The sequence below is a fragment of the Aeromonas sp. 25-248 genome (assembly GCF_053005425.1).
The window spans coordinates 48,100-61,427 of record NZ_JBRKTB010000008.1; the positions used below are offsets into that span (position 1 = coordinate 48,100).

Consider the following 13,328-nt stretch of genomic DNA (forward strand, 5'->3'; position numbering starts at 1 on the left):
GGATAACCGAGTGAAGATTGAGATCATGTCATCACAGGTGACGCTCCTGCAGCAGATGCAGGAAATGCAGCGAGTCGCCAGTCAACCCCCTTCCATCGAACCGAACGAGGCGTCAGGCGTCTCGTTCAGCGACGCCATGCGCGACGTCGTCGGCCGCGTCAACGAGCAGCAGAACATCGCCTCCCGATTGATGACCGCCGTCGATGCGGGTCAGAGCGACGATCTGGTGGGGGCCATGGTGGCCAGCCAGAAGGCCGGTCTCAGTTTTTCCGCCCTGATGCAGGTGCGCAACAAACTGATGACGGGTTTTGATGACATCATGCGCATGCCGCTCTGAGGTTGATCATGACTGAACTGGTATCCTCCGCACCGGGGGCGTCGGGCTCCCTGCTGGCCCGGGTGCAGGACGGGGTGCGCAACTGGCGTACCCTGTCTCGCGACAACAAATCCATTCTGACCATCGCGCTGCTGGCCGCCGTGGTTGCCGCCACCATAGTGGTCATCCTCTGGACCTCCAGCAAGAATTACGTGCCCCTCTACGGCAAGCAGGAGCTTTACGACACCGCCAACATCATGGAGATGCTGGAGAAGGAGCAGGTACCCTTCCGGCTGGAGAAAAGCTCCGGCCAGATCCTGGTACCTGAAAGCCAGTTGGCCCACATCCGCATGGCGCTGGCCGCGCGGGGCGTGAGGGCGGCCATGCCGTCCGGCCTGGAGGGGCTCGACAACGTCACCGGCCTTGGCACCAGCGAATTCATGGAAGGGGCGCGCTACCGCCATGCCCTGGAAGGGGAGCTGGCCAGAACCATCATCTCCCTGGATGCGGTGCGCAGTGCCCGGGTACATCTGGCCATTCCGAAGCGGACCCTGTTCGTGGGGCGCGACGAGGAGAAACCCAGCGCGTCCGTGATGCTGGATCTGCAACCGGGCCAGACCATGGAGCCGGGCCAGGTCGAGGCGATTGCCAACCTGGTGGCGGGCAGTATCTCCGGCATGAAGCCCGGGGCCGTCACCGTGGTGGATCAAAGCGGCCAGCTGCTGAGTGCCGAGCTCGGCGACAAGGCCGGTTTCGGCAAGCAGAGCGTCCAGCAGATGGAATATGTGCGCAAGCTGGAGCAGTACATTCGCCAGCGTGCCAGCGACATGCTCTCCCCCATGCTGGGCACGGGCAACTTCCGGGTGCAGATCGCCGCGGACGTCAATTTCAATGCGGTGGAAGAGACCCAGCAACAGCTCGATCCCAATGCCGTGGTGACCAGGGAGTCCAACAAATCGGACAAGACCATCGATGCCCTGGCCCTCGGTATCCCCGGTGCGCTCTCCAATCGACCGCCCGAAACCGCTCCCAAGACCGATCAGGCCGCCACCGAGGGGAATGCTGCCCAGGAGCCTGCCAAGAACGATACCCGCACCGAGCGGCAGGAAGTCAGCAGGCAGTATGAAAGCAGCCGCACCATAGTGCATACCCGCTATCAGCAGGGACGACTGGAGAAGATGAACGTCTCCATCCTGCTCAATCAGCAGAGCGCCCCCAAGGAGGGGTGGAGTCCGGAACAGCTCGAGCAGATCCGCCAGATGGTGGAGCGCTCGGTGGGCTTTGACGGCACCCGTGGCGACCAGATCAGTCTGCAGGTCTTCGATTTCACCGGTGCGGTGCCGGTGGAGCCGCCAGCGTCGAGCTGGCTGGAAACCCCTTACTGGCAAGACTCCCTGCGTTACCTGGTGGGTGGTTTGCTGGGGCTGACCCTGGTGTTCTTCGGCATCCGTCCTCTGGTGAAGCACCTGGTGCGTACCCAGCAATATCCCGACACTGATGCCGCACAGGAGCCGGACGAGGAGCAGGAGCCGACCATGGGCCTCTCCATGCGCCGGGAAGGGGATGGGGAACTGGAAGAGTCTGCGACGGGCAAGAGCCTGTCCCAGTCTCAGTCCGAGTTCCGGCTCGAGCCCCAGTTCTCCTCCCTGGATCTGGAGGCGCTGCCCGAACCGGGTTCCGAGCTGGAAGTCCAGCTCAAGCACCTGCAACTGCTGGTAGACAAGGACACGGCCAGGGTGGCGGAAGTGGTCAGACAATGGGTGAGTGGCAATGAGCAACGTTAATCTGAATCAGAACGCGGTCGACATCGACATCGACAATCTGGAAAAAGCCGCGATCCTGCTGCTGAGCATGGGCACCGAGGCGGCGGCCAAGGTGATGCAGAAGTTGTCCCGCGACGAAGTGCAGCGCCTCATCTCCAAGATGGCCAGCCTCTCCGGCGTGAGTTCGATAGAAGCCAAGTGGACGCTGCAGCAGTTCTTCAACCAGTATCGCGAGCAGAGCGGCATCGGCAGCGCCTCCCGGGAATATCTGGAACAGACCCTGGATCTGGCGCTGGGCCAGCGGCTTTCCCGCAGCCTGCTCGACAGCCTCTATGGCGATGCGATGAGCCAGGACATCCAGCGTCTGCAATGGGTGCCGGCGGATGTGCTGGCCCGCTTCTTCCGCAATGAGCATCCCCAGATGCAGGCTGTCTTGCTCGCCTTCCTGCCACCCCAGACCGCCTCTGCCGTGCTCGATGCCCTGCCGGGGTCGGTGCACGACGATCTGCTGGTGCGGGTTGCGAGCCTCAGCTCGGTCAGCGAACACGTGCTGGGTGAGCTGCGGCTCACGCTGGATCGCTGCCTCGCCTATGTGGCCGATCAGTCCGGCGCCAAGGTCAACGGGGTGCGCCAGGTGGCCGATATCCTCAATCGCTATCAGGGGAACAAGGAGCAGATGCTCATCCTGCTGCGGGAGCACGATGGTGAGCTGGCCCTCGAAATCGAGAAGAACATGTTCGACTTCATGGCCCTGCGTCGCCAGAGCGACGATACCCTGCAACGTCTGGTGCAGGAGCTGCCGGCGGATCTGCTGGCCCTGGCCCTGAAGAACACCGATGCCGGCTTCCGCAAGGTGGTGCTTGGCGCCATGCCCAAACGGATGGCACAGGCACTGGAGGCCCAGATCCAGGATCAGGGCAGCGTCTCCCTGCGCAAGGTGGAGCAGGCCCGGGAAGAGGCCATGAAGCTGGTGCGCGAGCTGGTGGAGCAGGGCGAGATCGAGTTCCAGCTGTTCGAAGAGCCCACCGTCAGTTAACAGGAGACAGGCATGAGTCAGCATGTGCGCAAACTGGCGGCAGGTGCCACCCGTCTCTACCGCTTCCCGGCGCTGGGCCAGAGCGGGGAAGAGGCCAGAAGCCAGCAGGAAGAGTTCGAATACGGCTACCAGCAGGGGCTGGAGCAGGGGCAGGCGGAAGGGTATCAGGCCGGGTACCAGCAGGGGCTGGCCAGTGGCCTGTTCGAGGGGGAAGCCAAGGGGCTGCAACAGGGACAGGTGCGTGGTCTGGCCCAGGGGCTGGCCGAGGGACGTGCCGCCTTCGATGAGGCCATGGTGCCCTTTGCAACGTTGCAGCAGCAGTGGGAATCCCTGACCCGGGCCCGGATGCTGGAACAGAAGGCCCTGGTCGCCCAGCTGGTGGCCCAGGTGGCCAAGCGCGTGATCCAGGCCGAGTTCACCCTCAATCCCCAGCAGGTGCTCCAGCAGGTGGAGCAGGCCATGGCCAGCCTGCCGAGCGAGTCGGAAGAGCTGGTGATCTACCTCAACGAAGGAGACCGGCAGCGCCTGGCCGAGCAGGGGGTGACCCGCTGCGAGAAGTGGCCGTTGCAGGTGGACCCGGCACTGGCCGTGGGGGACGCCCGCATCGAGACACGGGCCGCGGTGGTCGAGATCAACACGGGGGAGCGCCTCGGCCGCTGCATCGAACAACTCAACCAGACCCTGGAACTCTCTTCGGATGCATGATGCGCTGCAACAGGCGCTGACCTGTGCCCTCGATAGCCTGGAGGAGGTGCCCGGCTATCGTCGTTATGGCAGGCTGGTGCGCGTGACCGGCCTGACTCTGGAAGTCGTGGGGTGCCAGCTCATCATGGGGCAGCGCTGCGAGGTGGAGACCGCCACCGGCGCCGCCCTGCTGGCGGAAGTGGTCGGCTTCAACCGGGACATTTCCTACCTGATGCCGCTCCAGCCCATGAGCGGTCTCTATGCCGGCGCCCGGGTGCTGCCCGTCGACGGAGAGGAGACCATCCGGGTCGGCGAGCATCTGCTTGGCCGGGTCGTGGATGGCCTGCTGCAACCGCTGGATGGCCGTCCCCTGAAAGAGGAAGGGGAACGGGTTCCCCTGTTTTCCTCCCCTCCCAATCCCCTGTTGCGCACCCCGGTACGCGAGCCGCTCGACGTGGGCATCCGGGCCATCAATGGCCTGCTGACGGTGGGCAAGGGCCAGCGTCTGGGACTGTTTGCCGGTTCCGGTGTGGGCAAGAGCATGCTGCTCGGCATGATGACCCGCAATACCAGCGCCCGCATCGTGGTGGTGGGGCTCATCGGCGAGCGTGGCCGGGAGGTGAGGGAGTTCATCGAACACAGCCTGGGCAGCGAGGGGCTTGCCCGCGCCGTGGTGATCGCGGCACCGGCGGATCAATCCCCCCTGATGCGGCTGCGCGCCGCCCAGCTGTGCCACCGCATCGCCGAATATTTCCGCGAACAGGGTCAGGATGTGTTGCTGCTGATGGACTCCCTGACCCGTTACGCCCAGGCCCAGCGGGAAATCGCGCTGGCCATCGGCGAACCCCCTGCGACCCGCGGCTATCCGCCCTCGGTGTTCAGCCTGCTCACCCAGCTGGTGGAGCGGGCGGGCAACGGCACGCACCCCGAGGGCAGCCTGAGCGCCTTCTATACCGTGCTGGCGGAAGGGGATGACCAGCAGGATCCCGTGGTGGATTCCGCCAGGGCCATTCTCGATGGTCACATCGTGCTGACCCGCCGCCTGGCGGAGGAGGGGCACTATCCTGCCATCGACATTGGTGCCTCGGTGAGCCGGGTGATGCCTCAGGTGGTCTCTCCCGAATGGCAGGGGCTGGCGGTGAATCTGCGCCAGCTCTGGGGTCGTTACCAGCAGGTGCGTGAGCTGCTGCCCCTGGGGGGTTATCAGCCCGGGGCGGATCCCCAGATGGACGAGGCGGTCCAGCGCTATCCTGCCATCGCCAGCTTCCTGCAGCAGGGCATTCAGGAAGAGACACCCATCACCCAGGTGCTGGGCGGTCTCAAGCATGTGCTCGGCAGGGCATAAGGAGGCGGCGTGCTGAAATCCTATCTCGGTCTGCAGCAGGATGCCCTGGAGGCCATGGGCAAAGAGCGGCAGCGTCTGCGCGAGGTCGCGATGAAGGAGGAGCACCGAGCCCTCAGGCTGCAGGAGGTCATCGAGACGATGCACCCGGGCTCGTCGAGCTTTCATCCCCTGCTGTGGCAGAACAAGCAGCAGATGCAGGGGCAGCTTCGCCACCTGCTGACCCACCAGTTGCAGCAGTGTGCGCTCGCCAGCCAGGATCTGGCTCATCACGAGGGGCAGCTCGTCAGGCAGTTCGGTCGGGTCAAGGGGCTGGAGCTGTTGCTGGACAAGCGGGCCCTGGCGGCCCGTCAGCGTCAGGAGTCAGGTGAGCAGCGGCAGCTCGACGAACTCGCCGCACTGGGTCATCGTGCCCGGCAGGGAACGTAAAGGGTCAGTCGGGGAAGTGCTCCTGCCTGCCATAGGATGACTCCTGGCCCAGCAGGGTGTGGATGGTCTCTATCTGGCCTGCCAGCAGGCGGCCGTTCTGCTCGTTCTGGCGACGGCACTGCAGCAGCAACTGCTCCAGCCGCTGCCACTGCTCGTCCACTTGCTGGCGCAGCGGGGAGGGGAGCTTGCCGATGAGGATGGCCATGCCCCGCTCGTCAGGCTTGAGCCCCAGTGCCTGGAGATGTTCGCAGCGCAGCCTGACCTGGTGCTGGATCTCGCCCATGAGCCGGGTCTGTTGCCGGTTGTGTTCCGTCAGCCCGGCCACGTCGTGGCTTGCCAGCAGACGGTACTGATTGAGCAGCAACTGCAGCAGGTCGGCGTAGCGGCCACAATCCTGCCGGATGCCGATGATCAACTGCTGGATCCGTTGTTTGGGAGGCAGACTCATCGGCGATGCATGTCCAGAATGGCCTGGCTCAGGGCATCCATGTCCAGTTCGAGCCGACCCTCGCTGATGGCCTGGCGGATCTGGTTGACCTTCTCCATGTCCACATCAGAGGTGGAGGCCAGCTCGACCCTCGCCTGATTGATGGTCTGGGCGGTGGCGCTGATCCTGGCTTCCCCCTGGCTGGCCTGGGGCTGAGGTGCCGGTGTGGCTCCCGCCTTGCGCTGAGACTGGGGTTGAACGTAGACAGGGTCGGTGCGTGTGATTTTCATAACGTGAATTCCTGGTGGTCTCTCTTGTGACAGGCGACCCTGAGGTGGCCGAACTTGAATCAAACTCGCCATTTCTGTGCTAAAAGCGGGTTTCGACTTCCCCCTTGTCAACCACCCAGGCCTGGATCTCTTTGCCGGAGCCGAGATTCCTGACCCTCACCCCTTCACCGATGGCGCCGTTTGACAAGGCCGTTCCACGGGTCGTGGCGGAAAAGCCCGGTTGCCCGGCCCGGATCAGCACCCCTTCCCCTGCCCGGACGGCCCAGGCCTGTTGCAGATCGAGTTCACCGACCAGTTGCCCCATCCTCAGATGGCGAAGGCTCTTGCTGCCTGCCAGGGGCTGCGAGCTGTGGGTGAAGCCCCGCTGCAACCGGCTGGCATCGAGGGATTTCTCCAGCAGATCCTCCGGGGCGATGACATGTCCCTTGGGGATGTCCCTTGCCGCCACCCAGACCGGCAACATCAGGGTGACCTCCACCCGGGCCCGCAACTGCCAGGCGGGCTCGGTACATTCCACCAGATAGGGGCGCCGCCCCCAGGGTTGGCGATACTGCCCGCCAGCCTGGAAGCGAACCGCCTGACTACATGCCGGCAGGTGGGCCACGGCGGGGGAGAGCCAGACCTGATAGTCGGCCCGGGTCTCTGGCCAGCCTTGCTGGCGCAGATACTCCCCCAGTGCCGTTTCGGCATCTGCCCTCAGACCGTCGGTCAACTGCTGCGACAGCGACGAAGGGGCCGCCCACGAGGGGAGTGCCAGGAGTAGCAGGGCAAGGAGACCTGCTCGCTTCCCTATGGGAAACAATGCTTCCCCTTTTGTCACTCTTGTCAGCCAGGGGTGATGGCCTGACCAGCGGAAACAACGGTTTTTCATGATTGGCATGAGTCTTGATAAAGGATGCACCGGTCTGACTGGTTCACAAGAAGGATGAAGCATGAGTATCTCATTTGACAGTGCGCTTGGCGTACACCCCTATGCCCTCGATGTGCGGGCAGACAGGGCTCGTATTCTGGCAGGGAACTTGGCCAATGTGGATACCCCGGGCTATCTGGCACGGGATGTGGATTACAAGGCCATCCTCGGCCGGGTCGCCCGGCAGGTGGAGGCAGGAGAGCCGGGCAGCACCATCAGCGAGGGCACCATGGGCAATGACATGCAACATCCCCTCTACCGCATACCCTATCAGGTCTCCATGGATGGCAACACCGCCGAGCTCAGCGTGGAGCAGAGCAAGTTTGCCAGCAATGCCACCGACTTCCAGACCAGTCTCACCTTCCTGAATATGAAAATCACCGGGATCGCCAAGGCGATCGAGGGCCGTTAATCATGTCGTTCAATCGCATCTATGACATCGCCGGCAGCGCCATGCGGGCGCAGACCGTCCGCCTTGACACCGTTGCTTCCAACCTCGCCAACGTCGACAGCGCCGCCGGCAGCGAAGAGGCCGCCTTCCGCGCCATCAAGCCCGTCTTCTCCACCCTCTATCAGCGGGTGCAGGAGGCCGAAGGGCTGGGGGCCGCCCAGGTGCAGATAGCCGGTATCGTCCAGTCTGACCGCCAGGTGGAAAAACGTCTGGAGCCGACCAATCCCCTGGCCGACGGGGATGGCTTCGTTTACTACTCCAACGTCAACGCGGTGGAAGAGATGGCGGACATGATGAGCGCCTCCCGGGGATTCGAGACCTCGGTCGAGGTGATCAACCGTATCAACAGCATGCAGCAAGGGCTGCTGCGTCTTGGTCAGGGGGTGTAAATGAGCCTGCCTCAAGTCAGCAGCCTGGATACCGCCCGCAGCGCCAGCCAGCGCGCCGCCACCTCTGAGATCGCCGCCAACGGTACTTCCGAGGGGCAGGGGGTCCAGCTTCGCAATGAATTTCTCCAGATGATGGTGGCCCAGATCCAGAACCAGGATCCCACCAACCCCCTGGATGGTGCCCAGTACGTTACCCAGCTGGCCCAGTTCAGCATGGTGGAAGGGGTCGAGAGCCTGAAAGTGCTGCAGCAGAAGTCCATCAACATGATGGACACCCAGCAGGTGCTCCAGAGCACGGATCTCATCGGCAAGGAAGTGATGGTGCCGAGCCAGACCCTTGGCCAGGAGCAGGAGAAGGCGAGCCGCGGTCAGGTGGAGCTGGGCGGCGCGGCCGACACGGTCGAGCTCAAGGTCTATGACAAGCACGGCACCCTGGTCGCCACCAAGAACTGGGGCGAGAGCAAGGCGGGGGCGCTGGATTACGAATTGCCGGTGCTGCCCGCTGGCGAATACAGCTTCGAGGTGAAGGCTTCCCTGGGGGGAGTCGCCACCACCACCCGCAATTATGTAGCCAGCCAGGTGGAGCGCGTCAGCTTGCCGGGCACGGGCGAGATCATGCTGCAAGTGGCAGGCGTGGGGGAGGTTCCCCTGTTCAGCGCCGTCCAGTTTGGCAAGTCGGCGTAACCAGATAGGAGCGAAACATGTCTTTTAATATCGGACTGAGTGGCCTGCGCGCCGTCAACCAGGAATTGAGCGTCATCAGCAACAACGTGGCCAACGCCAGCACCGCCGGTTTCAAGTCCAGCCGTGCCGAGTTTGCCGCCATCTACGGTGGCGGCCAGGCTGGCGGCGTGGAGATGAGCAACGTCTCCCAGAACTTCGATCGCAACGGGGATGTGACCCGTACCGGGCGGGGCCTGGATCTGGCCATCTCCGGCAACGGCTTCTTCGTGCTCAAGGATGACAACGGTCAGACCTCCTATACCCGGGCCGGCCTGTTCCAGCGTGATGCCAGCAACTACCTGATCACCGCCAGCGGCAACCGTCTGCAGGGTTATGTGACCAACGAGGCGGGTGAGCTGCAATCCGGCGTGGTGGGTGACATTCAGGTCAAGGCGGGCAGCCTGGCGGCCAAGCCGTCCGACACCCTGGAGTTCGTGGCGAACCTCAAGGCGGACGCCAGCGTCATCGACCAGGGGCTGCACCCCTTCGATCCCGCCAAGGCGGACAGTTTCAGCTACTCCCAGTCCAGCAAGGTGTATGACTCTCTCGGGGTCGAGCACACCGTCACCCAGTATTTCGTGAAGACCGGCGAGAATACCTGGCAGGTCAACTATGCCTTCAACGGGACCCAGACCGGTGCGCCGGTGACCATGGAGTTCAACACCAACGGCACCCTGAAGTCGCCGACCACTGCCCCCGTGCTGAACCTGGCCCCCGCCGGTGCCGAGCCCATCACCCTCACCGCCGATCTGGCCCGGGTCAGCCAGTACGCCTCCGATTTCAACGCCACGCGCAACCAGTCTAACGGCTATACCGCCGGGGATCTGACCGGGGTCAGGGTGGATGCGGACGGCGGCGTCTACGCCACCTTCACCAACGGCCAGAGCCTGCTCCAGGGTCAGGTGGTGATGGCGAACTTCGCCAATCCCCAGGGCCTGCTGCAAGCGAACAACACCACCTGGCAGCAGTCGTTCAGCTCGGGCCAGCCCGTGCTGGGGGCACCGGGCAGCGGGACCCTGGGCGGCCTGACGGCGGGCGCCTACGAGGCATCCAACGTCGACTTGACCGGGGAACTGGTCAGCCTGATGACCTCCCAGCGCAACTACCAGGCCAACGCCAAGACCATCAGCTCGGCGGACAAGATGACCCAGGTCCTGTTCAACTCCTTCTAAGGCGTGATCCGTGGAAAAGCTTATCTATACCGCCATGTCGGGGGCGCAACACACCCTCATGGCCCAGCAGATCCGGGCCAACAACCTGGCCAACGTGAATACCGCCGGTTTTCGTGCCGACTTCGAGCGGGCGTCCGCCTATGCCCTGACCGGCGATGGCTACCAGAGCCGGGTCATGGCCAGGGAAGAGCAGGCGGGAACCGACTTTCGGGCGGGCGCCCTGATGCAGACCGGCCGCAAGCTGGACGTGGCGATCCGCGGCGACGGTTTTCTCACCGTGCAGACCGCAGACGGCAAGGAGGCCTACACCCGTGCCGGCAACCTGGAGGTGGACGGGGAGGGGTTGCTGACCCTCAACGGCCGCCCCGTGCTTGGGGATGGCGGCGAGATGGTGCTGCCCGCCTATCGGGATCTGAGCTTTGGCAAGGATGGCTCCCTCAGCATCACCCCGCCGGGGGGCGGCGCCCGTCTGGACGTGGGCCGGCTCAAGCTGGTGAACCCGGATCCGGCCGAGCTGGTCAAGGGGGCTGACGGCCTGTTTCGCCAGCGCCAGGGCGGGGATGCGGAGATCAGCGAGCAGGTGGTGCTGGCGTCCGGTTTCCTCGAGGGGGCCAACGTGAACGCGGTGGACGAGCTGATCGGCAGCATGTCCCTGACCCGCAACTTCGAGTTGCAGGTCAAGTTGATGAAGACGGCGGACGAGCAGGCCAGGCAGGGTGCCAGGCTGATCTCTGGCCAGGGCTGACGGTCGGCCATGCGGCCGGGAATGAATACTGACGGGATGCACCCCGTTCGAACGAATCAGGTGGAGAAACGAAGATGCATGCAGCGCTGTGGGTGAGCAAGACGGGTCTGTCGGCACAGGATGCCAAGATGGCCAGCATTTCCAACAACCTGGCCAACGTCAACACGGTCGGTTTCAAGCGCGATCGGGTGGCGTTCGAGGATCTGTTCTATCAGGTTCAGCGCCAGCCCGGTGCCCAGCAGGATCAGCAGAACCTGTCCCCCATCGGCATCCAGATGGGTAACGGTGTGCGGGTGGTCGGCACCCAGAAGGTATTCACGCCAGGGCAGTTCCAGAACACCAACCAGGAGCTGGACATGGCGGTGGTGGGGGCCGGCTTCTTCAGCGTCGAGCGCCCGGATGGCGAGACGGCCTATACCCGCAACGGTCAATGGCACCGCAATGCGGAAGGGCTGCTGGTCAATGCCGACGGCCTGCCCATGCTGCCGCAGATCCAGATCCCGGACAACGCTACCAAGATCGCCATCGGCACCGACGGCACCGTGAGCGCCACCCTGCCGGGACAGCAGGAGAACGTGGAGCTGGGGCGCATCACCCTGACCAACTTCTCCAACCCGGCCGGTCTGGAAGCCCTGGGGGGCAACCTCTACCGGGCGACCGGTGCCTCCGGTGAAGCCATCGAAGGGGTTCCGGGTGAAGAGGCCATGGGGGCCATCAAGCAGTTCACCCTGGAGAGTTCCAACGTGAACGTGGTGGAAGAGATGGTGGACATGATCACCACCCAGCGCGCCTACGAGATGAATGCCAAGGTGGTCTCCTCCGCCGATCAGATGCTCAAATTCGTGACCCAGGCGCTGTGATGATGAGGCCGGTGTGGTATTGCGTCGTGCTCGCCCTGCTGCTGGGGGGCTGCTCCACCTATGAGTTGCAGGCCCCCGAGCCCGGTGACGAGAAGTGGGCTCCTTCCCGCTCCGAGCTGACGAAAGCCGGGGTGGGTGAGGATGGCAGCCTCTACCGTAACGACTACATGATGACCCTGTTCCAGGATCGCCGTGCCTACCGGGTCGGCGACATCCTGACCGTCATGCTGGAGGAGCGCACCCAGTCCAGCAAGAAGGCCAACACCAGCATGAACAAGAACAGCAATCTGAGCGTGCCTGTGCCTTCCATCGGCGGTGTTTCCCGACCGGACTGGAGTGCCTCTATCAAGGCGGATCGCGACTTCGACGGCGGGGCGACCTCCAGCCAGCAGAATACTCTGGCGGGGGCCATCACGGTCACCGTGGCCGAAGTGATGCCCAACGGGGTGCTGGGGATCCGGGGGGAGAAGTGGATCCGCCTCAACCAGGGGGATGAGTACATCCGTCTGGGGGGCATGGTGCGGGTCGAGGACATCGACCAGAGCAACCGCATCTCGTCCCAGCGCATCGCCGATGCCCGCATCACCTATGCCGGTCGCGGCGCCCTGGCCGACAGCAACCAGATGGGCTGGCTGTCGCGCTTCTTCAGTTCCGCCTTCTCCCCCTTGTGAGGATTTCGATGAACAGATGGTATATCGCCCTGCTCTGCCTGGCGCTGTCGGGCGTGGCCGGCGCCGCTGCCCCCGCCAAACGGGCCCTGCTGGACATTGCCGACGTGCAGGGGATGAGAGCCAACCAGCTGGTGGGCTATGGCCTGGTGGTCGGCCTCTCCGGTACCGGGGATCGCAGCCAGGTCAAATTCACCGGCCAGTCCATGACCAACATGCTCAAGCAGTTCGGGGTACAACTGCCCGATGACATCGATCCCAAGCTCAAGAACGTGGCTGCCGTCTCCGTGCAGGCGACGCTGCCCGCCCTCGCCGGCAAAGGTCAGCAGATGGACGTGACCGTGACCTCCATCGGCGATGCCAAGAGTCTGAGAGGCGGCTCGCTGCTGCTCACTCCCCTGCGCGGGATCGACGGTGAAGTCTATGCGGTCGCCCAGGGCAACCTGGTGGTGGCCGGGGTCAAGGCGGAGGGGCAATCCGGCTCCTCCGTGACCATCAACGTGCCAACGGCCGGCATCATCCCGAACGGTGCCATCATCGAGCGGGAGGTGGCCAGCAATTTCTCGGACAAGCCGGAAGTGACGCTCAACCTGCACCAGCCCAACTTCAAGACGGCCCGCAACGTGGAACGGGAGATCAACCGCCAGCTCGGCCCCGTGGCCAAGGCGGTCAGCGCCGGTCGCATCCAGATTGCGGCTCCCCGGGACGAGAGCCAGCGGATCTCCTTCATGGCCCTGTTGCAGGACATCCAGGTGGACATGGGCAAGGAGCGGCCGCGAGTCGTTTTCAACAGCCGTACCGGCACCGTGGTCATGGGGCAGGGGGTCAAGGTGCACAAGGCGGCGGTCAGCCATGGCAGCCTGACGGTGACCATAGGGGAGAGCCAGACGGTGAGCCAGCCCAACGCCTTCTCCAACGGGCGGACCACCACGACGCCCAACTCCCAGATCCAGGTTGACCGGGAGCGCAACAACATGTTTGTCTGGCCGGATGGCACCTCCCTGGAGGTGATCGTCAAGGCGGTGAATTCCCTGGGGGCGACCCCGGATGATGTCATGGCCATCCTGCAAGCCCTCGACGAGGCGGGAGCCCTCGAAGGCGAGCTGGTGGTCATCTAAGGATC

General features: G+C 64.1%; 17 protein-coding genes. 14 read left to right on the forward strand and 3 right to left on the reverse strand.

Annotated features, from left to right (window positions below; all coding sequences use genetic code 11):
* Window positions 1–10: 10 nt before the first annotated feature.
* The 6 genes from lfiE to lfiJ are packed head-to-tail and all read left to right on the forward strand — an operon-like array spanning window position 11 to window position 5,570.
* Window positions 11–337, forward strand: coding sequence for a lateral flagellar hook-basal body complex protein LfiE (gene lfiE, locus ACVDHI_RS12895; RefSeq protein WP_080767903.1), 327 nt, complete (start codon window positions 11–13; stop codon window positions 335–337).
* A gap of 17 nt (window positions 338–354) precedes the next feature.
* Entirely contained in the window at window positions 355–2,100 is a 1,746-nt protein-coding gene (fliFL, locus tag ACVDHI_RS12900) for a lateral flagellar M-ring protein FliFL (protein WP_373369055.1), read from the forward strand.
* Window positions 2,087–3,115 (forward strand): lateral flagellar motor switch protein FliGL, encoded by a 1,029-nt coding sequence (gene fliGL, locus ACVDHI_RS12905; protein WP_447212151.1) that lies wholly within the window; start codon window positions 2,087–2,089, stop codon window positions 3,113–3,115. The genes fliFL and fliGL overlap by 14 nt, the downstream gene beginning before the upstream one ends.
* A gap of 12 nt (window positions 3,116–3,127) precedes the next feature.
* Window positions 3,128–3,820 carry a lateral flagellar assembly protein FliH gene (gene lfiH, locus ACVDHI_RS12910; RefSeq protein WP_041211826.1) on the forward strand — a complete coding sequence of 231 codons (693 nt, stop codon included), beginning with the start codon at window positions 3,128–3,130 and terminating at the stop codon, window positions 3,818–3,820.
* Window positions 3,813–5,144: a lateral flagellar FliI-like assembly ATPase LfiI gene (lfiI, locus tag ACVDHI_RS12915; RefSeq protein WP_041214019.1), complete on the forward strand. Its 1,332-nt coding sequence runs from the start codon at window positions 3,813–3,815 to the stop codon at window positions 5,142–5,144. The genes lfiH and lfiI overlap by 8 nt, the downstream gene beginning before the upstream one ends.
* 9 nt (window positions 5,145–5,153) lie before the next feature.
* Window positions 5,154–5,570 (forward strand): lateral flagellar protein LfiJ, encoded by a 417-nt coding sequence (lfiJ, locus tag ACVDHI_RS12920; protein WP_041211824.1) that lies wholly within the window; start codon window positions 5,154–5,156, stop codon window positions 5,568–5,570.
* Window positions 5,571–5,574: 4 nt separating this feature from the next.
* Here lfiJ and flgN read toward each other — a convergent pair whose 3' ends face one another.
* From flgN to lfgA, 3 genes are all read right to left on the reverse strand, one after another.
* A complete protein-coding gene (gene flgN, locus ACVDHI_RS12925; RefSeq protein WP_042015073.1) occupies window positions 5,575–6,018 on the reverse strand; it encodes a flagellar protein FlgN in 444 nt (147 codons plus the stop codon).
* Window positions 6,015–6,287: a flagellar biosynthesis anti-sigma factor FlgM gene (gene flgM, locus ACVDHI_RS12930; protein ID WP_041211822.1), complete on the reverse strand. Its 273-nt coding sequence runs from the start codon at window positions 6,285–6,287 to the stop codon at window positions 6,015–6,017. Before flgM ends, flgN begins: the two co-directional genes overlap by 4 nt.
* Window positions 6,288–6,366: 79 nt before the next feature.
* Window positions 6,367–7,158 (reverse strand): lateral flagellar basal body P-ring formation protein LfgA, encoded by a 792-nt coding sequence (lfgA, locus tag ACVDHI_RS12935; RefSeq protein ID WP_447212152.1) that lies wholly within the window; start codon window positions 7,156–7,158, stop codon window positions 6,367–6,369.
* A gap of 61 nt (window positions 7,159–7,219) precedes the next feature.
* Here lfgA and lfgB point away from each other — a divergent pair, with 61 nt between their 5' ends.
* The 8 genes from lfgB (at window position 7,220) to fgIL (ending at window position 13,323) form a co-directional block, all read left to right on the forward strand.
* Entirely contained in the window at window positions 7,220–7,609 is a 390-nt protein-coding gene (gene lfgB / locus ACVDHI_RS12940; RefSeq protein WP_041211820.1) for a lateral flagellar basal body rod protein LfgB, read from the forward strand.
* Window positions 7,610–7,611: 2 nt separating this feature from the next.
* The gene (gene flgCL / locus ACVDHI_RS12945) at window positions 7,612–8,037 is read left to right on the forward strand and encodes a lateral flagellar basal body rod protein FlgCL (RefSeq protein ID WP_041211819.1); all 426 of its coding nucleotides are present in this window, start codon (window positions 7,612–7,614) and stop codon (window positions 8,035–8,037) included.
* On the forward strand, window positions 8,038–8,721 hold the full coding sequence (locus ACVDHI_RS12950) for a flagellar hook assembly protein FlgD (protein WP_447212153.1): 684 nt from the start codon (window positions 8,038–8,040) through the stop codon (window positions 8,719–8,721).
* 17 nt (window positions 8,722–8,738) lie between these two features.
* Window positions 8,739–9,932: a lateral flagellar hook protein FlgEL gene (flgEL, locus tag ACVDHI_RS12955; RefSeq protein ID WP_045522183.1), complete on the forward strand. Its 1,194-nt coding sequence runs from the start codon at window positions 8,739–8,741 to the stop codon at window positions 9,930–9,932.
* A gap of 10 nt (window positions 9,933–9,942) precedes the next feature.
* Window positions 9,943–10,677 (forward strand): lateral flagellar basal-body rod protein LfgF, encoded by a 735-nt coding sequence (gene lfgF, locus ACVDHI_RS12960; protein ID WP_041214015.1) that lies wholly within the window; start codon window positions 9,943–9,945, stop codon window positions 10,675–10,677.
* Between the two features lie 74 nt (window positions 10,678–10,751).
* Complete coding sequence (lfgG, locus tag ACVDHI_RS12965) at window positions 10,752–11,537, forward strand: lateral flagellar basal-body rod protein LfgG (RefSeq protein WP_041211815.1); 786 nt, start codon at window positions 10,752–10,754, stop codon at window positions 11,535–11,537.
* Window positions 11,537–12,208 (forward strand): flagellar basal body L-ring protein FlgH, encoded by a 672-nt coding sequence (gene flgH, locus ACVDHI_RS12970; protein WP_041211814.1) that lies wholly within the window; start codon window positions 11,537–11,539, stop codon window positions 12,206–12,208. The genes lfgG and flgH overlap by 1 nt, the downstream gene beginning before the upstream one ends.
* A gap of 8 nt (window positions 12,209–12,216) precedes the next feature.
* On the forward strand, window positions 12,217–13,323 hold the full coding sequence (fgIL, locus tag ACVDHI_RS12975; RefSeq protein ID WP_041214014.1) for a lateral flagellar basal body P-ring FlgIL: 1,107 nt from the start codon (window positions 12,217–12,219) through the stop codon (window positions 13,321–13,323).
* Window positions 13,324–13,328: the final 5 nt, after the last annotated feature.

Excerpts from the sequence above, each read along its gene's own strand:
- flgM (WP_041211822.1), bottom strand. The coding sequence starts at position 6,287 with ATGAAAATCACACGCACCGACCCTGTCTACGTTCAACCCCAGTCTCAG.
- flgN (WP_042015073.1), bottom strand. The coding sequence starts at position 6,018 with ATGAGTCTGCCTCCCAAACAACGGATCCAGCAGTTGATCATCGGCATC.
- flgCL (WP_041211819.1), top strand. The coding sequence starts at position 7,612 with ATGTCGTTCAATCGCATCTATGACATCGCCGGCAGCGCCATGCGGGCG.
- lfiH (WP_041211826.1), top strand. The coding sequence starts at position 3,128 with ATGAGTCAGCATGTGCGCAAACTGGCGGCAGGTGCCACCCGTCTCTAC.
- lfiI (WP_041214019.1), top strand. The coding sequence starts at position 3,813 with ATGCATGATGCGCTGCAACAGGCGCTGACCTGTGCCCTCGATAGCCTG.
- lfgA (WP_447212152.1), bottom strand. The coding sequence starts at position 7,158 with ATGAAAAACCGTTGTTTCCGCTGGTCAGGCCATCACCCCTGGCTGACA.
- ACVDHI_RS12950 (WP_447212153.1), top strand. The coding sequence starts at position 8,038 with ATGAGCCTGCCTCAAGTCAGCAGCCTGGATACCGCCCGCAGCGCCAGC.
- fliGL (WP_447212151.1), top strand. The coding sequence starts at position 2,087 with ATGAGCAACGTTAATCTGAATCAGAACGCGGTCGACATCGACATCGAC.
- lfgB (WP_041211820.1), top strand. The coding sequence starts at position 7,220 with ATGAGTATCTCATTTGACAGTGCGCTTGGCGTACACCCCTATGCCCTC.
- flgEL (WP_045522183.1), top strand. The coding sequence starts at position 8,739 with ATGTCTTTTAATATCGGACTGAGTGGCCTGCGCGCCGTCAACCAGGAA.
- flgH (WP_041211814.1), top strand. The coding sequence starts at position 11,537 with ATGATGAGGCCGGTGTGGTATTGCGTCGTGCTCGCCCTGCTGCTGGGG.
- fgIL (WP_041214014.1), top strand. The coding sequence starts at position 12,217 with ATGAACAGATGGTATATCGCCCTGCTCTGCCTGGCGCTGTCGGGCGTG.
- lfgG (WP_041211815.1), top strand. The coding sequence starts at position 10,752 with ATGCATGCAGCGCTGTGGGTGAGCAAGACGGGTCTGTCGGCACAGGAT.